Source organism: Pseudomonas sp. BIGb0381, from assembly GCF_024809815.1.
In the GTDB taxonomy this organism is placed as follows: Bacteria; Pseudomonadota; Gammaproteobacteria; order Pseudomonadales; family Pseudomonadaceae; genus Aquipseudomonas.
The window spans coordinates 599,997-623,156 of sequence record NZ_JANUEN010000002.1; the positions used below are offsets into that span (position 1 = coordinate 599,997).

The 23,160-nt window shown below is 61.1% G+C and carries 18 protein-coding genes; 13 read left to right on the forward strand and 5 right to left on the reverse strand.

The window, feature by feature from the left end:
• Positions 1-35: 35 nt before the first annotated feature.
• Positions 36-506, reverse strand: a complete 471-nt coding sequence (locus M2397_RS09100; RefSeq protein ID WP_259242694.1) for a DUF1289 domain-containing protein — start codon at positions 504-506, stop codon at positions 36-38.
• Between the two features lie 396 nt (positions 507-902).
• Between M2397_RS09100 and acnB the strand changes: the two genes are divergently transcribed.
• Positions 903-3,512, forward strand: a complete 2,610-nt coding sequence (gene acnB, locus M2397_RS09105) for a bifunctional aconitate hydratase 2/2-methylisocitrate dehydratase (protein ID WP_131696636.1) — start codon at positions 903-905, stop codon at positions 3,510-3,512.
• 120 nt (positions 3,513-3,632) lie between these two features.
• Here the strand turns inward: acnB and M2397_RS09110 are convergent, their stop codons facing one another.
• Together M2397_RS09110 and M2397_RS09115 are read right to left on the reverse strand one after the other, a co-directional pair.
• Positions 3,633-5,282 carry a SulP family inorganic anion transporter gene (locus M2397_RS09110; RefSeq protein ID WP_259242695.1) on the reverse strand — a complete coding sequence of 550 codons (1,650 nt, stop codon included), beginning with the start codon at positions 5,280-5,282 and terminating at the stop codon, positions 3,633-3,635.
• A gap of 144 nt (positions 5,283-5,426) precedes the next feature.
• Positions 5,427-6,704 (reverse strand): serine/threonine transporter, encoded by a 1,278-nt coding sequence (locus M2397_RS09115; protein WP_259242696.1) that lies wholly within the window; start codon positions 6,702-6,704, stop codon positions 5,427-5,429.
• 445 nt (positions 6,705-7,149) lie between these two features.
• On the opposite strand from M2397_RS09115, the gene M2397_RS09120 reads away from it, so the two are divergent.
• From M2397_RS09120 to M2397_RS09160, 9 genes are all read left to right on the forward strand, one after another.
• The gene (locus M2397_RS09120; protein ID WP_131700597.1) at positions 7,150-7,650 is read left to right on the forward strand and encodes a DUF4822 domain-containing protein; all 501 of its coding nucleotides are present in this window, start codon (positions 7,150-7,152) and stop codon (positions 7,648-7,650) included.
• 52 nt (positions 7,651-7,702) lie between these two features.
• Entirely contained in the window at positions 7,703-8,122 is a 420-nt protein-coding gene (locus M2397_RS09125; RefSeq protein ID WP_259242697.1) for a hypothetical protein, read from the forward strand.
• 260 nt (positions 8,123-8,382) lie between these two features.
• Positions 8,383-8,907 carry a cysteine hydrolase family protein gene (locus M2397_RS09130; RefSeq protein WP_131700595.1) on the forward strand — a complete coding sequence of 175 codons (525 nt, stop codon included), beginning with the start codon at positions 8,383-8,385 and terminating at the stop codon, positions 8,905-8,907.
• Between the two features lie 90 nt (positions 8,908-8,997).
• Positions 8,998-9,192, forward strand: a complete 195-nt coding sequence (locus M2397_RS09135) for a hypothetical protein (RefSeq protein WP_131700594.1) — start codon at positions 8,998-9,000, stop codon at positions 9,190-9,192.
• Positions 9,193-9,332: 140 nt separating this feature from the next.
• The gene (locus tag M2397_RS09140; protein WP_184742492.1) at positions 9,333-10,286 is read left to right on the forward strand and encodes a 2-hydroxyacid dehydrogenase; all 954 of its coding nucleotides are present in this window, start codon (positions 9,333-9,335) and stop codon (positions 10,284-10,286) included.
• 129 nt (positions 10,287-10,415) lie between these two features.
• Positions 10,416-11,483 (forward strand): phosphotransferase family protein, encoded by a 1,068-nt coding sequence (locus M2397_RS09145; RefSeq protein WP_259242699.1) that lies wholly within the window; start codon positions 10,416-10,418, stop codon positions 11,481-11,483.
• A gap of 10 nt (positions 11,484-11,493) precedes the next feature.
• Positions 11,494-12,261 carry an SDR family oxidoreductase gene (locus M2397_RS09150; protein WP_027608558.1) on the forward strand — a complete coding sequence of 256 codons (768 nt, stop codon included), beginning with the start codon at positions 11,494-11,496 and terminating at the stop codon, positions 12,259-12,261.
• A gap of 70 nt (positions 12,262-12,331) precedes the next feature.
• Entirely contained in the window at positions 12,332-13,765 is a 1,434-nt protein-coding gene (locus M2397_RS09155; RefSeq protein WP_259242700.1) for a PLP-dependent aminotransferase family protein, read from the forward strand.
• An 84-nt stretch (positions 13,766-13,849) separates the two neighbouring features.
• A complete protein-coding gene (locus M2397_RS09160) occupies positions 13,850-14,251 on the forward strand; it encodes a cupin domain-containing protein (RefSeq protein ID WP_259242701.1) in 402 nt (133 codons plus the stop codon).
• An 81-nt stretch (positions 14,252-14,332) separates the two neighbouring features.
• Here M2397_RS09160 and M2397_RS09165 read toward each other — a convergent pair whose 3' ends face one another.
• Entirely contained in the window at positions 14,333-14,962 is a 630-nt protein-coding gene (locus tag M2397_RS09165) for a DNA-3-methyladenine glycosylase I (RefSeq protein WP_259242702.1), read from the reverse strand.
• A 232-nt stretch (positions 14,963-15,194) separates the two neighbouring features.
• On the opposite strand from M2397_RS09165, the gene M2397_RS09170 reads away from it, so the two are divergent.
• The 3 genes from M2397_RS09170 (at position 15,195) to M2397_RS09180 (ending at position 18,060) form a co-directional block, all read left to right on the forward strand.
• Positions 15,195-16,505, forward strand: a complete 1,311-nt coding sequence (locus M2397_RS09170) for a C4-dicarboxylate transporter DctA (RefSeq protein WP_131700588.1) — start codon at positions 15,195-15,197, stop codon at positions 16,503-16,505.
• A gap of 149 nt (positions 16,506-16,654) precedes the next feature.
• Positions 16,655-17,356 (forward strand): FadR/GntR family transcriptional regulator, encoded by a 702-nt coding sequence (locus M2397_RS09175; RefSeq protein WP_131700587.1) that lies wholly within the window; start codon positions 16,655-16,657, stop codon positions 17,354-17,356.
• Positions 17,357-17,373: 17 nt separating this feature from the next.
• The gene (locus M2397_RS09180) at positions 17,374-18,060 is read left to right on the forward strand and encodes a GntR family transcriptional regulator (RefSeq protein WP_259242703.1); all 687 of its coding nucleotides are present in this window, start codon (positions 17,374-17,376) and stop codon (positions 18,058-18,060) included.
• A 69-nt stretch (positions 18,061-18,129) separates the two neighbouring features.
• Here M2397_RS09180 and M2397_RS09185 read toward each other — a convergent pair whose 3' ends face one another.
• Entirely contained in the window at positions 18,130-22,998 is a 4,869-nt protein-coding gene (locus M2397_RS09185; RefSeq protein WP_131700585.1) for an NAD-glutamate dehydrogenase, read from the reverse strand.
• Positions 22,999-23,160 lie beyond the last annotated feature (162 nt).

The window sequence follows — 23,160 nt, forward strand, 5'->3', positions numbered from 1 at the left end:
AGGGGGCTTGCCCCCCCACATTTGGATGTGTGTTGTCAGTCAGCGAGCGCATCTTTCAGGAAAGCCGGGGCGATATAGCGCTGGTAATGCGCCTCGGACAGGATAAAGAACTCACGGTCGATGGCATCGCGCAGTTCCGGCAAGGCCCAGTCGCGAAACTCCGGCAACAGCACCATGCCGTACGCTTCCAGGTTATTGATCACCCGCGCCCCGCGGGCAATCAGCTGGTACGCCCAGCAGTACTCGGACTGGTGCGGCACGAAACGGATCTTGCGCTGCTCCAGTTGGCCTCGCAGGGTCTTGGAGTCGAAAATCTCGAGCTTGCCGGCCATCACCTGCACCAACAGTTGCTCCAGCCGCAGCCAGACCGCGCGTTTTTCTTCTTCGTTATAGCCATTCCACTGGATCACTTCGTGGTGGAAGCGCTTGCAGCCACGGCACACAAGATCGCCGTAAACCGTGGAGCAGAGGCCGACGCAGGGGGTCTTGATGGTTTGGTTGGACATGGGCAACAACACGCAAATCAGCGAAACAGTGCGCCATGTTAGCCCTTTGTCTAAGGTTGTTCACCCAGCAAACTTGGTGATGCAACTTACCTTTAGAAATTTTTTGCCGTAGAATCATCCGGCCTTGTAAGGCGCCAATAATCCGCTGGAAGCTGTTTTCAAAGCGTCACGAGCACAGTCGTTCCTTCAGAACGGTGTTGGCGATGGTTATCACCCGGTAGGTAATAGCCAGCGCCAACCCTCATCAGTTCCGTTCTGCAGGCGTAAAACTTTGAAAGCAGCTTCTGTAAGGAATGCCGGCAGCGCTGGCTTTGCGGCCCAAAAAGCCCCCGAGCGCATGCGTGCCGTTCATTTCTGGATGAGCGTCCCGTGGGACCACTGATGAGGGTAATAACTGTGCTTGAAGCCTACCGCAAACATATCGAAGAGCGTGCAGCACTGGGTATCGTTCCCCAGCCGCTTAACGCCGAACAAACCGCAGGCCTGGTCGAGCTGCTGAAGAATCCTCCGGCTGGCGAAGAAGAATTCCTCGTTGACCTGATCACCAACCGCATTCCACCAGGCGTTGACGAAGCTGCCTACGTCAAGGCCGGTTTCCTGTCTGCCCTGGCCAAGGGCGAAGCCACTTCCCCCCTGATCGACAAGAAACGCGCTGTTGAACTGCTCGGCACCATGCAGGGCGGCTACAACATCGTGACTTTGGTCGAGCTGCTGGACGACGCCGAGCTGGCGCCTGTCGCGGCCGCCCAACTCAAGCACACCCTGCTGATGTTCGACGCGTTCCACGACGTGGCCGAAAAAGCCCGCAACGGCAACGAGCACGCCAAAGGCGTGATCCAGTCCTGGGCTGACGGCGAGTGGTTCCGCAACCGCCCGACCCTGGCCGACAAGATCAGCCTGCGCGTGTTCAAGGTCACCGGCGAAACCAACACCGACGACCTGTCCCCTGCCCCGGACGCCTGGTCCCGCCCTGACATCCCGCTGCACGCCCTGGCCATGCTGAAAATGGCACGTGAAGGCATCGTGCCGGACGAGCAAGGCAAGACCGGCCCGATGAAGCAGATCGAAGAAATGCGCGGCCAAGGCTTCCCGATCGCCTACGTCGGTGACGTGGTCGGTACCGGTTCTTCGCGTAAATCCGCTACCAACTCGGTACTGTGGTTCTTCGGCGACGACGTTCCTTACGTGCCGAACAAGCGCGCAGGCGGCTTCTGCTTCGGCAGCAAGATCGCTCCAATCTTCTACAACACCATGGAAGATGCCGGCGCACTGCCAATCGAATTCGACGTGACCAACATGAACATGGGCGACGTGATCGACCTGTACCCTCATGCTGGCAAAGTCTGCAAACACGGCACCGACGAAGTCCTGACCACCTTCGAAATGAAGACCCCGGTCCTGTTGGACGAAGTTCGCGCCGGTGGCCGTATCCCGCTGATCATCGGCCGTGGCCTGACCGACAAGGCTCGCGCCGAGCTGGGCCTGGGCCCTACCGACCTGTTCAAGCTGCCTGAAGCACCGGTCGACACCGGCAAGGGTTTCACCCTGGCCCAGAAAATGGTCGGCAAGGCGTGCGGCCTGCCGGAAGGCAAAGGCGTTCGTCCAGGTACGTACTGCGAACCGAAGATGACCACCGTGGGTTCCCAGGACACCACCGGTCCGATGACCCGTGACGAGCTGAAAGACCTGGCGTGCCTGGGCTTCTCGACCGACCTGGTGATGCAGTCCTTCTGCCACACCGCGGCGTATCCAAAGCCGATCGACGTGACCACCCACCACACCCTGCCTGACTTCATCATGACCCGTGGCGGTGTATCGCTGCGTCCAGGCGACGGCATCATCCACAGCTGGCTGAACCGCATGCTGCTGCCGGATACCGTCGGCACCGGTGGTGACTCCCACACCCGTTTCCCGATGGGCATCTCGTTCCCGGCCGGTTCCGGTCTGGTCGCGTTCGCCGCCGCCACCGGCGTCATGCCGCTGGACATGCCGGAATCGATCCTGGTGCGCTTCAAAGGCAAAATGAAACCTGGCATCACCCTGCGTGACCTGGTTCATGCCATTCCTTACTACGCGATCCAGGCTGGCCTGCTGACCGTAGAGAAGAAAGGCAAGAAAAACGCCTTCTCCGGCCGCATCCTGGAAATCGAAGGCCTGAACGACCTGACGCTGGAGCAGGCTTTCGAGCTCTCCGACGCCTCGGCTGAACGTTCGGCTGCCGGTTGCACCATCAAGCTGTCGAAAGACTCCGTCACCGAGTACCTGAACTCCAACATCACCCTGCTGCGCTGGATGATCGGCGAAGGCTACGGCGATGCACGCACCCTGGAACGTCGCGCCCAAGCGATGGAAGCCTGGGTTGCCAACCCGGAACTGATGGAAGCCGATGCCGACGCGGAATACGCCGAAATCATCGAAATCGACCTGGCCGAAATCAACGAGCCGATCCTCTGCGCACCGAACGACCCGGACGACGCCCGTCTGTTGTCCAGCGTTGCCGGCGAGAAGATCGACGAAGTGTTCATCGGTTCGTGCATGACCAACATCGGTCACTTCCGCGCTGCCGGTAAGCTGCTGGAGCAGGTCAAGGGTCAGCTGCCAACGCGTCTGTGGCTGTCGCCGCCGACCAAGATGGACGCTCACCAACTGACCGAAGAAGGCTACTACGGTATCTACGGCAAGGCTGGCGCGCGCATGGAAATGCCGGGCTGCTCGCTGTGCATGGGTAACCAGGCACGTGTAGAGCCGAACTCGACCGTGGTATCGACGTCGACCCGTAACTTCCCGAACCGTCTGGGTGATGGCGCGAACGTCTACCTGGCTTCGGCTGAGCTGGCGGCAGTCGCCTCCACCCTGGGTCGCCTGCCGACCGTCGAAGAGTACATGGGCTACGCAGCGAAACTGGACACCATGGCCAGTGACGTCTACCGCTACCTGAACTTCGACCAGATCGCCGAGTTCCGCAAAATCGCAGCAAGCGCCAACATCCCGGTGATTCAAGCTTAACGGTGTGTTGATGTGAAAGACGCCGCGTATCGCAAGGTACGCGGCGTTTTTTTATGCCTGGAATACAAACACACTCAGTTCCGTCACTGACCCACCGCTATCGGGGGCAAGCCCCACGCGTCACGCTTTGCTCACCTCAAGCGCCAGCTGCACCGCGCCATCGACGCTCAAGCCACTGAGCAGCACATGGGGCGCCAATGCTTCAGGCAACCCCTGCAACACCTCACGGGCCTCATGCCGCACGCGGGCCAGCACCAGGCGCTTGCCCTCCCCGTGCACCTGGGCAAAAAACGCCGCCAGCGCTTCGATGCTGGTGCCGTCGAGGTCCGGCGATTCTTCCAGGCTCAACACCACCGCCTCGACCGGCGACTGACGCATCAGGCGCAAGGCCGCGCCCAGGATGCGCTCGGCATTGGCAAAAAACAGCGCTTCGCTGGGCCGTACGATCAATACCCCCGGCACGGCCAGGGCATCGACATGGTGCTGGCGGTCGACAAAGTCATGGCTGCCACCCAGGCGGCCCAGCACTTGAATGTCGGCTGACGACATCTGGCGCAGCATCAACATCACACTGATCGCGACCGCGAGCAGCAGACCATCCAGCACGCCCAGCACCAGCACCGCCGTCACCGCACAGATCACCAGCACGCGATCGCGGCGCCACAGGAAATAACGCCCCAGCGGCTGCAAGCTCAAGCCTCGACCCAGGGCATAGATGACGACCGCCGCCAGCACGGGCTCCGGCGTGAGCGCGACATAGGGCAGCACCGTCAGCACGATCAGCAATATCACCAGCGCCGCGACAATCCCCGCCAGGCGTGAATAGGCGCCGGCCGCCTCGTTGGCCGAGGTCGCCGAATACCCGGCACCGGCCGGCATGCCGTGGAACAGACCGGAGACCAGGTTGGCCGCGCCCAGCGCCAGCAGGTCACGGTTGGATGACACGCGGTCGCCATGCTTGAGCGCGAACGAACTGATAGAGCCGTAGGACTCTGCGTACAGGATCATCACCAGCGCAAACGCCAATTCCCCGAGGCGCAGCCAGTCGGCAAACGGCAGTACCGGCAAATGCCCCAGCTCCAGGCGCAGGTCGATCATGCCGATCTGCGCCACGCCATAGGCCTGCAGGTCCAGGTACTGCCCGGCAGCAATGCCGAGCACCACGACCACCAGGCCACCGGGCATGCGCGGGAAGCGTGCGCACAGCCACAACACCAGCAACGCCAGCGCCGCCACCAATGCCGCCGGCCAATTCCAGCGCGGTAGCTGCTCCAGCAACTGCGGCAGAAAACGGATCAGGTTGTTATCGGTCAGGTGCACGCCCACCACACTGGCCAATTGTTTAAGGATGATGGTCAGCGCCAGGCCGAAGGCGAAGCCACGCAACACCGGCTTGGCGATAAACGAGGTGACGCCGCCAAGCTTGAACAGGCCGGCCAACAGGAAAAACACCCCGGTCAGCAACACCAGCCCGAAGGCCAGGGACAGCCTCAGTGCCGGATCATCCCCCGCCAGGCTGGCCGTGGCGGCCGCCAACACCGCTGCCGACGACGAGGTGGCCGAGACAATCGCAAAGCGGCTGGTGCCGAACAGGCCGTAGCACACCAACCCGGCAAACAGCGCGATCACCCCGGCCTGGGGCGGCAGCGCGGCAATACTGGAATAGGCAACGGCCTCCGGCAGCAGCAAACCGGCAATGGATAAGCCGGCCAGCACGTCTTGTATACGGTTCGACGGTACGGCACCGGGTGCATCGGTTTCAGACTTCAATCGGCCCAACCCATCCTGGCAAAAAGCGTGCGTAAGCTTATCCCTCATTGTCCGGCTGCGGTTGAGCCGCGTCAGCTTTTACGCAGGCAAAAAAAAGCCGACTCGCGCAGTGCGCGAATCGGCTTGCTTGCGTGAGCCCTTGGTTCAGGACAGCAGCGAGTAAATCAATGCAGTAATTGCCACCAGGCCCACTGCGGTAACAAACACGTTGGACGCCTGCCCACGGTACTTGGCCATTGCCGGCACCTTGCGGATCGCGTACATCGGCATCAGGAACAGGATCGATGCAATGATCGGCCCGCCCAGGGTCTCGATCATGACGAGGATGCTGGGGTTCAGCGTGGCCACGATCCAGCACACCACCAGCATGAAGGCGGCGGTCATGCGGTCGAGGGTCTTGGCGGCCGGGCGGCGACCGCTTTTGAGCACCAGGCCCTTGAGGCCTTCGCTGGCGCCGATGTAGTGGCCCAGGAACGACTTGGCAATCGCCACGAACGCGATCAACGGCGCGGCAAACGCGATGGTCGGGTTGTTGAAGTGGTTGGCCAGGTACGACAGGATCGACAGGTTCTGCGCTTTCGCTTCAGCCAACTGCGCCGGCGACAGGGTCAGCACGCAACTGAACACGAAGAACAGCACCATCACCACCATCAACAGGTGCGCACGGGACAGGATCTGCGAACTGCGTTCATCGGCGTGTTCGCCGTACTGGCGCTTCTGGTCAAGCGCAAACGCCGAGATGATCGGCGAGTGGTTGAACGAGAACACCATCACCGGAATCGCCAGCCATAGGGTATTGAGCAAGGCCGAAGGCGCGGGGACCACATTCGCGGTGCTGAGGATCCCACCGTTCCAATGCGGGATCAGATACACCGCAAGGAACAGCAAGGCGACGATAAACGGGTACACCATCATGCTCATGGCCTTGACGATCACCTGCTCACCGCAACGCACCACCGCCAGCAGGCCGAGGATCAGCACAAACGCCAGCAACGCCCGTGGCGGCGGCATGATGTGCAACTGGTGCTCCATAAAGCTGCTGACCGTGTTGGTCAGGGCGACGCTGTAGATCAGCAGGATCGGGAAGATCGCGAAGAAGTACAGCAGCGTGATCAACGCACCGGCCTTGATGCCGAAATGTTCTTCGACCACATCGGTGATGTCGGAACCGGCACGACCGGAGAGTACGAAACGGGTCAGGCCACGGTGGGCAAAGAACGTCATCGGGAACGCCAGCACCGCCAGGATCACCAAGGGCCAGAAGCCGCCCAGGCCGGCGTTGATCGGCAGGAACAAAGTGCCGGCGCCAATGGCGGTGCCGAACAGGCCAAGCATCCAGGTGGTGTCCTGGCGGCTCCAGCTTGTGAGGGTTGCAGGTGTCGTTGCATAGCGTTCGTCGACGCTATTGGCCTGATCATTCATCCGGTCGGATCTCCGCATTTACACGGCCGGGACGAGTCAGAAAAACCTGACAGGCAGCGCCCCGACCATAGAAGGGGCCGGATTGTCCGGGATTCTCGTGAATAAGCAAAGACTTAGCTGAGGAACGGTTGACCGGTGCAGGCGCTCAGGAGCAGCCATAGCCAAGGGTGCCAGGGTGATGCCGCCGGCTTCTTGAATGACTGCCAAGAAGCTTCCAAGAGATCGACTTGAGCGGCTGACTTTAATATTCCTCGTACTTTTTAGAGAAACCTCCTACAGCAAAACCAGATAACTTTCATAGCCAATTAAAATTCAAACCCCCAAACCATTATAATTGTTACACAACCATACATCGCCATTGAGCGCACCAGAACCCCGAACTAACATCGCGCCGCCTCAATCGAAAAAAACAACAACATGCTATTTAAATAACAAGGATTCGAACATGCGAAGACTCACTGTTGTTTTTACTGGTTTGTTAATCACGGGCCTACTTTTCTCGTCCGAAAGTTACGCCAATCAAGCGGCACCTGAACCTGACATTCACGCACTGGCCTCCTCGCCCCAATGGCTGACCACCAAGGTTTATATCGAAGGCGAGCCGGACACCGACGTCAAGGCCAACTACCCCGGCGTGGTCGGCATATCGATGTGGGACCCGCAGCGCAATCGCTATGAGTTCTTCTACACCGATACAGGCCGCTCGAAATACGCCGATGGCGGCGGCGGTTATTTCCTTGTCACCGGCGACAAGCAGACCCATATCCTGGTCCCTGACGTTGGCCCGACCAGAACCATTGTCAGAAGGCTCGAAAAACTCGACAGCAGCGAATTCACCTATTCTCGCGAAGTGCCGCGCGACATGGTCAGCACTAACCCTCCCGTTCGAATTTATGTGGTGCACGCGCCCTACACCGGCCCCATGAAGACAGTCATGTCGAACTAATTAAACATTAATGTTTAGCGATAATATCGAATAACAAGCGAGGCACCTGACAATGAACAAGCGCAAACTCTTAATACCTGCACTGCTGGCCGCAACTCTGTTCCCCGGTGTAGCGACTGCACAAACGTCAACAGCCCCTCCGGTAAAAAACGCGGCTGCCACGCCGGACAACGCCGTCATGTTGACCGTGTTTCTTAAACACGATCAATCACGCCCGCTGGGCGAGTTGAAAGAACAACTGGCCAAGCAGGCGTTTCACAAAGTATTCCCGCCTGCCGGGGTGGAAGTGGTCAGTTGGAACATCACCATGGGCATCGGGCAAGTCGTCGTGCTGCGCCTGCCGGCGTCGCGGCTGGCAGAAGTCAACCTGGCGATTGAAAACACCGCATGGGGTGTCTACACCACGGAATTCTTCCCCACCTACAATTTCATGCCCATCGCACAAGCAGAGCAGGAAAAGGCACGCCAATGAGCTGTCGGATCAGTCCCTAGGGGCCGTACGAAACACCCTACTATCCGTTGACAGCCGCGCGCGTGACGCAGCATGATCGGGGCCATGAACCTGACTCAGCCATTCCTCACCCGCACCACCACCACGACCGCTCCAGGCGGGTCGTGCGGTTGCCGTGGGTGCTTGAACTAAACACTTCACGGATTCACCCCAAGGCCCCGCCAGCAATGGACGGGGCCTTTTTATTGCTCCGTCGCCTGGCATTCACAAGGAGCAACACCATGACTGACGCCCTATTAATCATCGATATGCAAACCGGCTTATACGACGCCCCGGACAAACCTTTCGAACGCGAGCGTGTCCTTGCCACCATCAACCAACTGATCGGGCGAGCCCGTGAAGCGAATAGGCCGATCTTCGTCGCCCGCCATACTGGCCCGGAAGGCTCGCCGATAGCAGCAGGCAGCCCGTATTGGCAACTGTGGCACGGGCTGCACGTAGACGAGGCCCGCGACCACCTCTTCAATAAAACCCGCCCCAGTTGCTTCCTGGGCACCAACCTGGCGCAGCAACTGCGCGCCGCAGAGGTCCATCAGTTGGTCATTGTCGGGATGAAAACCCAGTTCTGCATCGACACTACCTGCCGGGTGGCAGCAGAGCTGGGCTTCTCGGTGGTATTGCCTGAAGACGGCCATACCTGCATGGACACCCCGGCATTGAACGCCAAGGCAATTATCGAGCATCACAACGCGACGCTGGCGGGGGCGTTTGCGCGGCGTGTGAAAGCAGCTGACGTCAACTTCTGACAAGGCGATTGACGACAATTCATTTAAATCAGGAACGTTAATCCCAAACCGCCCCACCCAGATAACGCATCTAACTTTGGAGATTTCACCATGACCACTTCCTCCCTGAACCTGTCCAACGCCGGTCAGTTGGTCGACAGCGTATCGTCCTACATTGCCGCTCAAATCGATCCAAAAGAAAAGCCCAAGCCACCGCAGACAGATACGTTCCCGTTCAACGGCATTGAGTATTCCGCCGCGCCCAAACCTCGCAACACCATGATCCCCACACCGCGAATTGGCTAAAGCGCCGTGACTCATCAGGGTGGTGGATCCATGCGATGGGTTCATCGCCCCCTCACCGCGCCTTAAAGCCTCTCACGCCACCGTCACGGGAAATGTCGCATACTCTCTCTTCCATCCTGCCCCTTAGGAAGAGCCGCCTCATGCCCGCAACCGTTCTGGTCCTGGTTGAAACCATCAACGACTACCTGCCGATCATCGAGAGCAACGACTTTCATGTGATTCTGGCGCCAACCCCCTCCGAACGCGCCCAAGCCATCAAGACCCATGGCGGGCAAATCAAGGCCGTGCTCACCCGTGGCCCGCTGGGGCTGTACGCCGAGGAAATCGCCGCCCTGCCGCTGCTGGAGATTATCTGCGTGATCGGTGCCGGCTATGAGCATGTCGACCTGCAGGCCGCCAGCAATCGCGGGATTGTCGTCACCAATGGCGCCGGGGTGAATGCGCCGTCGGTGGCCGACCACGCCATGGCGCTGCTGCTGTCGCTGGTGCGCGGCATTCCCCAGACGGACGCAGCGGTACGCCGCAACGAATGGCCCAAGGTCATGCGCCCGTCCCTGGGCGGCAAGCAACTGGGTATCCTCGGGCTGGGTGCGGTGGGCCTGGAGATCGCCAAGCGCGCAGCCCTCGGCTTTGGCATGCAAGTGAGCTATCACAACCGCCAGCCGCGCGATGACGTGGACTACACCTACTGCTCCACTGCCGTGGAACTGGCGCGTGCCTCGGACTTCCTGATCCTGGCCACGCCCGGCGGCGCCGGCACGCGCCACTTGATCGACCGTCACGCCCTTGACGCCCTCGGCCCGAATGGTTACCTGGTGAATATCGGCCGTGGCAGCGTGGTGGTCACCGACGACCTGGTCGCCGCCCTTGAGCAACGCCGTATCGGTGGCGCCGCGCTGGACGTGTTCGACGATGAACCCAAGGTGCCGGATGCCCTCAAGCGCTTGAGCAATACCGTGCTCACGTCCCATGTAGCCGGGCTGTCACCGGAAGCCGCCCACGATACCGTGCAGCGTGTGGCCGACAACCTGCTGGAGTACTTCGCCGGCCGTCCGGTGCTCACCCCGGTCGTCCTGCCCCCGCCCGTAAAATGACCAATCAGGCACGCTGATCACCCTTCAACACGCTAACCTATTAAGCCGCCCCGACCTTGTCGCTGGGCGGTGGTGCGCATTAGATTAGGAAATAGTCCGACGCCTTTAGAATAAGCAGAAGGGATAAGCATGGCGCTTAACGACCAATCGACCCAGATTCGCCCAGGCGAAGAACTTGATGCCAACCTGATCGATCCCTACCTCAAGGCCCATATCCCGGGCCTGAGCGGCACGCCCACGATCAGCCAGTTCCCCGGTGGTGCGTCCAACCTCACCTACCTGCTGGAATACCCGGACCAGGAGTTCGTGCTGCGTCGCCCACCCTTTGGCCACAAGGCCAAGTCCGCCCACGACATGGGCCGCGAATACCGCATTCTAAATCAGCTCAAGGATGGCTTCCCGTATTGCCCCAAGGCCTATATGCACTGCACCGACGAGTCGGTGATCGGCGCCGAGTTTTATGTGATGGAACGGGTCAACGGCATCATCCTGCGCTCCGACCTGCCCGCCGAACTGGGTCTGGATGCCACCCAGACCGAGGCGCTGTGCAAAAGCTTTATCGACAAGTTCGTCGAACTGCACCAGGTGGACTACCGCGCCTGCGGCCTGGCCGACCTGGGCAAGCCGGAAGGTTATGTGGCACGCCAGATCGGCGGCTGGAGCGATCGCTACGAGAAAGCCCTGACCCCCGACGCGCCCAAATGGGAGGCCGTACGCGCCTGGCTCAACGACAAAATGCCCGCCGACCATCCCACCTCGAGCATCGTGCACAACGACTACCGCTTCGATAACGTGATCCTCGACCCGCACAACCCGATGCAGATCATTGGCGTGCTGGATTGGGAACTGACCACCCTCGGCGACCCGCTGATGGACCTGGGCAACACCCTCGCCTACTGGATCGAAGCCGGCGACCCGGCACCGGTACAACTGATGCGCCGCCAACCGAGCAATGCCCCCGGCATGCTCACCCGCCGCCAGTTCGTGGATTACTACGCCGAGCGCTCGGGCATCCAGATCGACAATTTCGACTTCTACTACACCTACGGCCTGTTCCGCCTGGCCGGCATCGTGCAGCAGATCTACTACCGCTTCTTCCACGGCCAGACCCAGGACAAACGCTTTGCGCAGTTCATCCAGATGAACAAGCTGCTGGAGCAGATGAGCCTGAATGTCATCGGTAAATCAGCCCTCTAAGGAATCGCTAATGTCCAAGACCCACCTGTTCGACCTCGACGGCAAGATTGCCTTTGTGTCCGGCGCCAGCCGTGGCATCGGTGAAGCCATCGCCAAGTTGCTGGCCCAGCAAGGCGCCCATGTGATCGTCTCCAGCCGCAAGCTCGAAGGCTGCCAGCATGTGGCGGATGCCATCATCGCCGACGGCGGCAAGGCCACGGCAATTGCCTGCCATATCGGCGAGATGGAGCAGATCACCCAAGTGTTCGCCGGGATTCGCGAGCAGTTCGGCCGCCTGGACATCCTGGTCAACAATGCCGCGACCAACCCGCAGTTCTGCAACGTACTGGACACCGACCTCGGCGCCTTCCAGAAGACCGTGGACGTGAACATTCGTGGCTACTTCTTCATGTCGGTGGAAGCCGGCAAGCTGATGCGTGAGAACGGCGGCGGCAGCATCATCAACGTGGCGTCGATCAACGGCATTTCGCCGGGGGTGTTCCAGGGCATCTACTCGGTGACCAAGGCCGCCGTGATCAACATGACCAAGGTGTTCGCCAAGGAATGCGCCGAGTTCGGCATTCGTTGCAACGCCCTGCTGCCGGGCCTGACCGACACCAAGTTCGCCTCGGCGCTGGTGAAGAACGACGCGATCCTGAAAATGGCCCTGGCGCAGATCCCGCTCAAGCGCGTGGCCGACCCGAGCGAGATGGCCGGCGCGGTGCTGTATTTGGCCAGCGACGCGTCGAGCTACACCACCGGTGTGTCGCTGAATGTGGATGGCGGCTTCCTGTCCTGAGTACGCCTGGGTTTCTACAGATCGATTTACGCGTAACCTTGGCGCAGATCGATCTGTCTCAGGATGAAACATGGAACTCCACATCGTCATCAACGGGCGCAAGGACCTGGCGGCCCAGCTTTATCAGCAGTTGCGTGAAGCCATCGCCACCGGGCGTCTCTCGGCGGGCGCGCAACTGCCACCCAGCCGCCTGCTGGCCGAGCAATTAGGTGTATCGCGCAAGACCGTATCCGACACCTACGCCACGTTGACCTACGAAGGCCTGCTGGTGGGCAAGATTGGCCGTGGCACCTTCGTCAACGCGTGGGCGCCACAGCCGAATCGCGTGCAGACCGCCACCGACGTAGCCTGCGCCGCCAACCTGGCGAAGTGGCAATCGCTGCCCTCGCCCATGCACCACCCCACACGCGACAGCACGTTGCGCTACGAATTTATCGGCGGCGCCACGAGCCGCAACCAGTTCCCCCAGGATGAATGGCGGCGCTGCACCCAGGACGCGCTGCGGCGCATCGCCCAGAACAGTGGGTTCTACAGCCAGCCCGAAGGGTTGCCGGCACTGCGCAGTGCCATTGCCGGGCATATCGCGTTTTCCCGTGGGGTCAAATGCCGCGACAGCGACATCGTGGTCACCAACGGCGCGCAGCAGGCGTTGGATCTGATCGCCCGTGTGGTGCTGGAGCCGGGCAGCATCGTCGCCATGGAAGATCCCGGCTACAGCCCCGCGCGCCAGTTGTTCATGGCGATGGGGGCGCGGGTCATCGGTGTTCCCGTCGATGAGCAAGGCATCCAGGTCGAGCAGATCCCCGATGGCGCACGGCTGATCTACGTCACGCCCTCCCACCAGTTTCCCCTCGGCATGCCCATGAGCCTGTCACGTCGAGAGGCACTGCTGGGGCGTGCCTTCGAGCTGGGTGCGATCATCATCGAGGACGACTACGACAGCGAGTTCCGCTACGAAGGCCGTCCCACCGATTCCCTGCAAAGCATGGACAGCCGTGGCGTGGTCACCTACGTCGGCACCTTCTCTAAAACCCTGCTGCCCGAGCTGCGCCTGGGCTACGCGGTGCTGCCACCGGCGATTTACGGCGCGGTGCTCAAGGCCAAGCAATTGACCGACCAGCACAGCTCCACGTTGCCGCAATGGGCGCTGGCCAAGTTCATCAGTGAAGGCTATTTGCTCAAGCATATTCGCCGCTGCCACACCGTGTACGCCGGGCGCCGCGAGCGCATTTTGCAGCGCCTGGCGGGCGACCTGTCGCCGTGGTTCGAGGCGGTCCCCACCGTGGCCGGGTTCCATATGGCGGCGTTGAGCAAAGTACCGGTGAATATCCCGTTGTTGATGGAACTGGCGCGCCAGGTGGAAGTCGGCCTGTACCCGCTGGATGTGTTCTTCCACGACACGCCGGTGCGCCCGGGCCTGATCATCGGGTTTGGGGCCATCGAGACCCTCGACATCGACCCGGCGCTGGACAAGGTGCGCGATATTCTCCAGCAGATTGGCTAAGGGGTTTTCCGGCGGATTGGTCATTGGTCGCTCGAAAATCCCGGCGTACGGTGGGCAGGTCTCGAACTTCTCGGAAACTTCGCCATGAAACGCCTGCTCGCCACCCCCCTGATGCTCGCCTCGCTCAGCGCCTTTGCCCATGAGCCCGTGTACAACCAGGAATCGATCAAAGTCCTGCAAGAACACGCGCTGACCACTGTGCCCGGCAAGAAAACTCTCATGCTCACCGTCGACTACGCCCCCGGCCAGGCCAGCGTGCCCCATAGCCATAAGGGCACGGCCGTGGCCTACGTGCTCGAAGGCGCGATCACTTCGCGGGTCAATGATGAGAAAGCGAAAACCTACAAGGTCGGCGAATCGTTCTACGAGCCGGCCGGCTCGCGGCATTTCGAATCCAGCAATGCCAGCCAGACCCAGCCGGCCAGGTTGCTGGTGGTGATGGTGCTGGATGACAAGGCCGAGGTGCTGACCCCGCTTCCAAAATGATCAACCGAACCACCAATCAGAGGTGTGGGTGGGGTGCTAAATGTGGGAGGGGCTTGCCCGCGATAGCGGTGAGTCAGCGACTCACGGGCGTTTGAACTGGCGGCGCAGCGCTTCAATCTTTGGACGGCACGCACACCCTTCAAGGTGATCATTGACCATCCCCATCGCCTGCATCAGCGCATACATCGTGGTCGGCCCGACGAACGTCCAGCCACGTTTCTTCAAGGCCTTGGACAGTCGCACCGAGGCCGGTGAGGTGGGGTTGCCCATCCAGTAAGCCAGGTCCACCACTGCCGGGCGCTCTTCGGGGCCGGGTTCGAATGCCCACAACCACTGCGCCAGCGAGCCGGTCTCTTCCACCAGCTCACACGCCCGGCGGGCGTTGTTGATCGTGGAAACGATCTTCGCCCGGTTACGCACGATGCCCGGGGCCTGCATCAGCCGCTCGATATCCGCCTCGCCGTAATGCGCCACCCGGCGAAAATCAAACCCTTCGAACGCGGCGCGAAACTGCTTGCGCTTGCGCAGGATGGTGATCCAGGCCATACCGGCCTGAAAACCTTCCAGGCAAATCTTCTCGTACAGCTGAACATCATCCGCCACCGGCACGCCCCACTCGTGGTCGTGATAACGGGGGTATTCCGGCGCAGCCGTGCGCCAGGTGCAGTGGGTCTGCCCGGTTTCGTCGGTGGTCAGTCCTGGGTTATCCATCCATCACCTCATGTGCCAGGCGGCGGATGATAAGCGAAAAAATTTGTGCGCCGCCAACCGCTCAAGCATCAACCTTCTCGACCAACTGGTCAGACCGCAACCTGCCAACCGGCGAATTATTACTTGTGATTTCAAAAATACCTGGCCTAGACTGGCCACGCACTGGACTTACCGGTATGACCACAACAATTAAGCCCCGGAACCACCGGGGCACCGAATAGAGATCTCTCCCATGCTCAGATGGTGCTCGCGTTCGATTTTCCTGCAAGTCGTGATTGGCCTGATGCTCGGCATCGTGTGCGGCCTGGCCCTTCCCGAATTTTCCTCGCAACTCAAGCCCCTGGGTGACGGCTTTATCAAGCTGATCAAGATGCTGATCGGCCTGATCGTGTTCTGCGTGGTGGTCAGTGGTATTTCCGGGGCCGGCGACTTGAAGAAGGTCGGGCGCATCGGCCTCAAGTCGGTGATCTACTTCGAAGTGCTCACCACCATCGCCCTGGTGATCGGCCTGATCATGGCCTTCAGCACCGGGATCGGCACGGGCGCCAATATCCATCTGGAACAGCTGTCCTCCGCCGGCCTCAATGAACTGGCCGACAAGGGCCAGCACATCAAGGGCACCAGCCAGTTCCTGATGGACCTGATCCCCAACTCGGTGATCGGCGCCTTTGCCGACAACAATGTGCTGCAAGTGCTGCTGTTTTCGGTACTGTTCGGCAGCGCGTTGAACCTGGTGGGCGAAGCGGCTTCCGGTATCACACGGCTGATCAACGAACTGAGCCACGTGATTTTCCGCATCATGGGCATGATCGTGCGCCTGGCGCCCATCGGCGTGTTTGGTGCGATCGCCTTCACCACCAGCACCTACGGGCTGGACTCCCTGCAACACTTGGGGAGCCTGGTGGGCCTGTTCTACCTGACCTGCTTCGCCTTCGTCGCACTGATCCTCGGCGTAGTGATGCGCGTGTCTGGGCTGCGCATGCTGCCGCTGCTCAAGTACCTGCGCGAAGAGTTGCTGATCGTGATGGGCACCGCCTCCTCCGATGCCGTGCTGCCGCAGGTCATGCGCAAACTCGAACACCTGGGCATTGGCAGCTCCACCGTGGGCCTGGTGATTCCCACCGGGTATTCGTTCAACCTCGACGGTTTCTCGATCTACCTGACCCTGGCCATCGTGTTTATCGCCAACGCCACCGGTACACCGCTGTCGATGACCGACCTGATGACCATCCTGCTGGTGTCGTTGATCACCTCCAAGGGCGCCCATGGGATTCCCGGCTCGGCGCTGGTGATCCTGGCGGCAACGCTCACGGCGATCCCGGCGATTCCGGTGGTCGGTTTGGTGCTGGTATTGGCAGTGGATTGGTTCATGGGCATCGGTCGCGCCTTGACCAACCTGATCGGCAACTGCGTGGCCACCGTGGCCATTGCCCGCTGGGAAAAAGACATCGATATCCAACGCGCCAACAAGGTGCTCGACGGCCAGCAAGGCTATGCGTTCCAGGCCAAGAAGCCGGTAGTGCCGGCGCACCAGGAGTTCTAACGCTGTCTCATGGGCAACACTGGCTAATGTGGGAGGGGGCTTGCCCCCGGATGAGGACGGTCAGTTGATCTATCTGTAACTGATCCACCGCCATCGAGGGCAAGCCCCCTCCCACATGACTGTATTAGCAACATTAAGGAAGTATCGACGTGATCAGCACCTCAACCGTCGTCAATTCAGTCGTAGAAAAACTCCGCGCCGCCCTGGCGCGGGGTCAGTGGCGCCGGGGCGAAATGTTGCCCGGCCAGCGCGAACTGGCCGAACAGATGGGCATCAGCCGCCCCAGCCTGCGTGAAGCGGTCATCGTGCTCGAAACCCTCGGCCTGGTGCGCTCCATGCCCGGCAAAGGCGTGGTTGTGCTGGAAACCAGCGTCAGCGAACCGCAATCGAGCGACGCCGTGGCCGACGCCAGTCTCGAAGACATCCTTCAACTGCGCTACACCCTCGAACCCTTTATCGTCGGCCTGGTGGCCCAGTCAATCAGCAGCAAGGAAGTCGGCCAATTGCGCCTGACCCTGATGGACATGCGCGAGGCCCTGGATGCCGGTGACGCCGAAGCCGGCATGAACGCCTACCTCGATTTTCACGAAGAACTGTTCGCGCTCACCTCCAACCCGATCTTCCAGAACGTGGTTCAGCAAACCAGCAACGCCCTCAAGCAAAGCGCCCAGGTACTGCGCAACTCCCCCGAGCACCTGGCGGAACGCCTGCAGGAAAATGAAGCGGTGGTCCGCGCCATCCGCAACAAGAACAGCGCCCTGGCCAGCGCCGAGATGCGTCGGCACATCCTCCAGGAAGGCCTGCGCATGGGCATTCACTTGAACATCCCGGACGACCACCTGGGCAGTTGATTTTTTGGAGACCGGCCATGACCGCTCACGCCCTGCAACACGACCCCTTCCTGCCGACCCTGCGCCTGGTGGCCGGTAAAAAGCCTTCGGTGGATGACATCTACCCACGGTTGTTCGACGCGATCCTCGAACAACGCATCGCCCCGTCCAGCCGCTTTACCGAAGAAGGCCTGGGCGAAAGCTTTGGCGTCAGCCGCAGCGTGATTCGTCGGGTGCTGGCCAAGCTGTCCCATCAGCAAGTGGTCATTCTGCGTCCCAACCAGAGGGCCCAGGTGGCGGCGCCGGATGCCCAGCAGGCGCGGCAGATCCTGGAAGCACGGCGCATGACCGAAATCACGGTGGTGCAATTGGCCTGCGCCCAGGCAACATCCACGCATATACGCCAGCTGCGCGAGCTGATAGCACGGGAACGCGACTGTATTGAACGCAACCAGCGAGGGCCGGCGATTCGATTGTCAGGGGAGTTTCACCTGCAATTGGCGCAGATGGCGGGCAACGCGCCGTTGGCGCAGTTCATCAACAGCCTGGTGCCGTTGACGTCGTTGATCATTGCCCAATTCGAAGCAAAAGCCTGCACGTATTGCGCGTGGCAGGAGCATGTGGCGATTGTGGATGCGGTGGAGCAACGCGACTCAAGCACCGCAGTGGCCCTGATGACCCAGCACCTGGATCACCTGGAAAGCAAATTACTCAAACACCACTGATATCCAGATAAGTAAATATCCAAATGTGGGAGGGGGCTTGCCCCCTCCCACATTGGTTTCACCCAGGCATCAAGCCGGTTGCAGCACCGACTGACCACTCAACGCCAGGTCCAGCAACTCACGGTTGGCCACCGCGTACATGGCGTAGTCCGTGCCGACCGCAGCACGAATTTCCACCATCATTGCGACCCAACGATCAGCCATGTCCTTGTGCTGCTCAAGCCACAGGGCCACGCGGGCTTCCATGTCTTGTGGCGCGTCGGCCATTTGCAGGACGGAAATGGTGATCGCCCGTTGCTGCCAGTCCACATCGTCGCGGAACGCTTCGCGAGCCTGGGCCTGCCAGTTGTTGGCCACGGGCAGATCACTGATCTGCTGCAGGTACCACGGCAGGTCCAGGGCGCTGCCGACGGCGAAGTAGGCCCTGGCCACTTCGGCGGCGTCGTGCCCGGTGACGTCGGCGGCTTCGATGATCGGCAGCAAGGTGTACAGGTGAGTAGTGCCTGCAACCATGCGCGCCAACAACTCCGGTACACCGGCTTCGGTGTAGGCCTGGTAGCGGGTCTGCCAGCCTTCGCGGGTCGGACCTTCCAGCAGTTCGTCGAGCTTGAGGCCCAACGCAGCCAGGTGCGGACCGAAGTGCGCGGTGTCACGGCCGGCGTCCTGCTCGTTGCGACGGCTGCGCAGGAACCAGCGCGTGGCGCGACGGCCCAGGCGCATCAGCTCATCCATCAACTGCAATTGCACGTCAGCGGAGACCTGGTGGTCCAGGGCTTCGATCTGACGGAACCAGTGCGGGAGGTGGAAGATGTCGCGCACGATCACATAAGCACCGGCCACGTTCGCCGGGCTCATGCCGGTCGACTCCTTGAGTCGCTGAACGAAGGTGATGCCCATGTGGTTGACCAGGTCGTTGGCGATCTGGGTGCTGACGATCTCGCGCTTCAGGCGATGGCGGCGCATGGCCTCGCCGAACTTGGCCACCAGGCTCGGTGGGAACGCAGTCTCCATGTCACGGGTGAGGTATTCGTCATCCGGTACCAGCGACTTGAGCAGCGCTTCCTTGAGGTCGATCTTGCTGTAGGAAATCAGCACCGACAGCTCCGGACGGGTCAGGCCCTTGCCGGTCGCGGCGCGCTCGGTGAGCTGCTCCTCGGTCGGCAGGTACTCGATGGCGCGGTCCAGCTTGCCACGGCCTTCCAGGTCGCTCATCAGGCGCTTGTACTCGGCAGCACGCTCGTAGGCACGTCGTGCAGCCAGGGACAGGGCCTGGGTCTGCTTGTAGTTGTTGCCCAACACCAGGCTGCCGACTTCGTCGGTCATGCTCGCCAGCAACTGGTTGCGTTGCTTGTCGGTCATGTCACCGGCCTGCACCACTTCGTTGAGCAGGATCTTGATGTTCACTTCGTGGTCGGAGCAGTCCACACCACCGGCGTTGTCGATGAAGTCGGTGTTGGAGCCGCCGCCATTGAGGCCGAACTCCACACGACCCAGCTGGGTCATGCCGAGGTTACCGCCCTCGCCCACTACCTTGCAGCGCAACTCGTTGCCGTTGACGCGCAGCGCGTCGTTGGCCTTGTCGCCTACATCGGCATGGCTTTCGGTGCTGGCCTTGACGTAGGTACCGATACCGCCGTTCCACAACAGGTCCACCGGCGCCTTGAGCAAGGCGTTCAGCAGTTCGGTCGGGGTCAGCTTGTCGGCCGAAATGTCGAAGCGTTCCTTCATCTGTGGCGAGATGGCAATGCTCTTCGCGCTGCGCGAGAAGATACCGCCGCCTTCGGACATGATGCTGGTGTCGTAGTCGGTCCAGGCCGAACGCGGCAGCTCGAACATGCGCTGGCGCTCGACGAAGCTGGTGGCCGGGTTCGGGTTCGGGTCGATGAAGATATGCAGGTGGTTGAAGGCCGCGACCAGTTGCAGCTTGTCGGACATCAACAAGCCGTTACCGAACACGTCACCGGCCATATCGCCGACGCCCACCACGGTGATGCTGTCTTCCTGCACGTTGATGCCGCGCTCACGGAAGTGACGCTGCACACCGACCCACGCGCCCTTGGCGGTGATGCCCATTTTCTTGTGGTCGTAACCGGCGGAACCACCGGAGGCGAACGCATCGCCCAGCCAGAAGCCGTAGTCGATGGCGATGCCGTTGGCGATGTCGGAGAAGGTCGCAGTGCCCTTGTCCGCTGCCACCACCAGGTACGGGTCATCGTCGTCATGGCGCACGACGTTGGCCGGCGGCACCAGAGCGCCGTCCTTGAGGTTGTCGGTGATGTCCAACAGGCCGGAAATGAAGATGCGGTAGCAGGCGATGCCCTCGGCCGCGATCTCGTCACGGCTGCCGCCCAATGGCAGGCGACGCGGCAGGAAGCCGCCCTTGGCGCCCACCGGTACGATCACCGAGTTCTTCACTTGCTGGGCTTTTACCAGGCCGAGCACTTCGGTACGGAAGTCTTCTTCACGGTCGGACCAGCGCAGGCCGCCACGGGCAACGTTGCCAAAGCGCAGGTGCACGCCTTCGACACGCGGCGAGTAGACGAAGATTTCAAACTTCGGCACCGGCTTGGGCAGCTCGGGGATGGCGCGCGGGTCGAACTTGAAGCTGAAGTACGACTTGTTCTGGCCGTTGGCGTCGGTCTGGTAGAAGTTGGTGCGCAGGGTGGCCTTGATCAGGTCCAGGTAGCGACGCAGGATGCGGTCTTCGTTGAGCACCTGGACGTCGTCCAGGGCCGTGAGAATCGCTTGTTCCAGGCGTTGCTGCTTGTCTTCCAGGTCATCGGCGGTGAGCTTGCGCGCCAGGTAGAAGCGGGTCTTGAACAACCGGGTCAACTCGCGGGCGATGTCGGTGTGGTTGTTCAGGGTGCTGGCGATGTAGCCGAGGTCGAAGCCCAGGCGGATCTGCTTCAGGTAACGGGCGTAGGCACGCAGCAGCGCGACGTCGCGCCATGGCAGGCCGGCGGTGAGCACCAGGCGGTTGAACGCATCGTTTTCGGCGTCGCCATGCACGATGTGCACGAACGCGTCCTGCAGGGTGTCGTTGAGCTGCTGGATATCCAGGTTCACGCCTTCGGCGGCGATGAACGCGAAATCATGGATCCAGAACTCGCGGCCGTTGGCATGGCGCAGGCGGTACGGGAATTCACCCAGCACGCGCAGGCCAAGGTTTTCCAGGATCGGCAACACGTCGGACAGCGCCAGCGGGGTATCCGCGTGGTAAAGCTTGCAATGCAGCTCACGCTGGCCGGACACCTGGCCCAGCGGCTGATAGAAGCTCATCACCAGCGGGTTGGCTTCGGTGAGGCTGAGCAGGTGCTGCATGTCGACCACAGCCGAATGCGCAGCGAAGCGCTCGCGGTAACCGGCCGGGAAGCCTTTCGGGAAATCCGCCAGCACGTTGGTGCCGTGGGCTTCGCCGAAGCTTTCCACTACCAGGCTGGAGTAGTCGTCCTGCCAACTGCGGCAGGCCTGCACCACTTCTTTTTCCAGTTGCAGCGTGTCGATGTCCAGGCGGTTCTTCGGGTCGACCCGCAGAATCAGCTGCACGCGCGCCAGCACGGATTCGGAGAAGAAGGTCCAGAATTCGCAGTCCGAGGCTTTCAGGCGATCCATCAGCACTTGCTGGATCTTCTGGCGCACTTCGGTGGAATAGATGTCGCGCGGCACGTAGGCCAGGCAGTAGCAGAAACGACCGTACGGGTCTTTGCGCAGGAACACGCGGATCTTGTTGCGTTCCTGGATCTGCACGATCGACATCACGGTGCTGAACAGCTCGTCGACCGGGGTCTGGAACAGGTCGTCACGGGGCAGCACTTCAACGACCTGGGCAAGCTCCTTGCCCAGGTGCGCCTTGGCCTGGAAGCCCGAACGGCGTTCGATCTCCGCGACCTTGCGGCGGATATAAGGGATGACGCGCACGCTTTCGCCATACACCGAAGAGGTGTAGAGGCCCATGAAGCGGCATTCCTTGATCACCTTGCCGTCGGCATCGATCTGGCGGATCGACACATAGTCCGGGTAAGCCGGGCGGTGGACGCGGCTTGGGTGCGCGGCCTTGGCGAACGACAGCACGGTCGGCTCGCGCAGGTACGACACGGCGTAGTCTTCGATGCGCAGGTCGTCGGCGGTCAGGCCGGCGCGCAGCAGTTTGGTCAGACCGAGGAACGAGCTGGCGTCATATTCGATATGACCGCCTTCCGCCTCGTCACGTACCACAAACTCTTCATAGCCGAGGAAGGTGAAGTGGTTGCCCACCAGCCATTCCAGGAAGTTCTTGATCTCGGCTTTCTCTTCGCCGTCGATGCCGAACGGGCTGGCGTCGATACCGTCGAGCAGCTCCTGGACCTTGGCCTTCATCGGTTCGAAATCGGCCACGGCCACGCGCACTTCGCCCAGTACCTGCTCAAGCTCTTTGCTCAGCACGTTGAGTTCGGCAGCGTTGGCACAGCGGTCGATTTCCAGGTACATCAGCGATTCTTGCTGGATGCCTTCGCCCTGGGTGCCCTTGGGCAGGATTTCCAGCAACTCGCCCTTGCTGCCACGGCGCGCGCTGAGCACGGTGGTCTGCAGGGTGTGGATGCTGTAGCCACGGCGGTTCAGCTCGGTGCGTACCGAGTCCACCAGGAATGGCAGGTCATGGTGCAGCACTTCGACCGCGGTGTGGGTCGACTGCCAGCCATGACGTTCGTAATCGGGGTTGTAGACCCGCACTTGCGGTTGGGTGTGATCAAAGCGCTCAAGCAGGCGCCAGGCAGACAGGGTGCAACCGGCCAGGTCGGAAAGGCGACGCTGGGTCAGTTCATCCAGGGAAATGATGCCGAAGAATTGTTCAGCGAACAGCGCCACTTGTGGCAGTGCCTGTTCACTGATGTGCTGCGCCAGTGCCGCTTGCAGTTGATGCTGGAAGTCGGCCTTGCTGGCTGCGGTGAAGAACGCCATCTGTGGTACTCCGCTTGGGCTTGTTATTGATGGAAGCGTCGCGTGTTATCCCCTGGTGGGGAGACCGTCAGCTCTGTTCGCAGGTAACGAGTTAAGCACCATAAACGAATCAGGGTGACAGGTGGGTGAAGCTGGACAAGACAGTCAGGTCACATACAACGT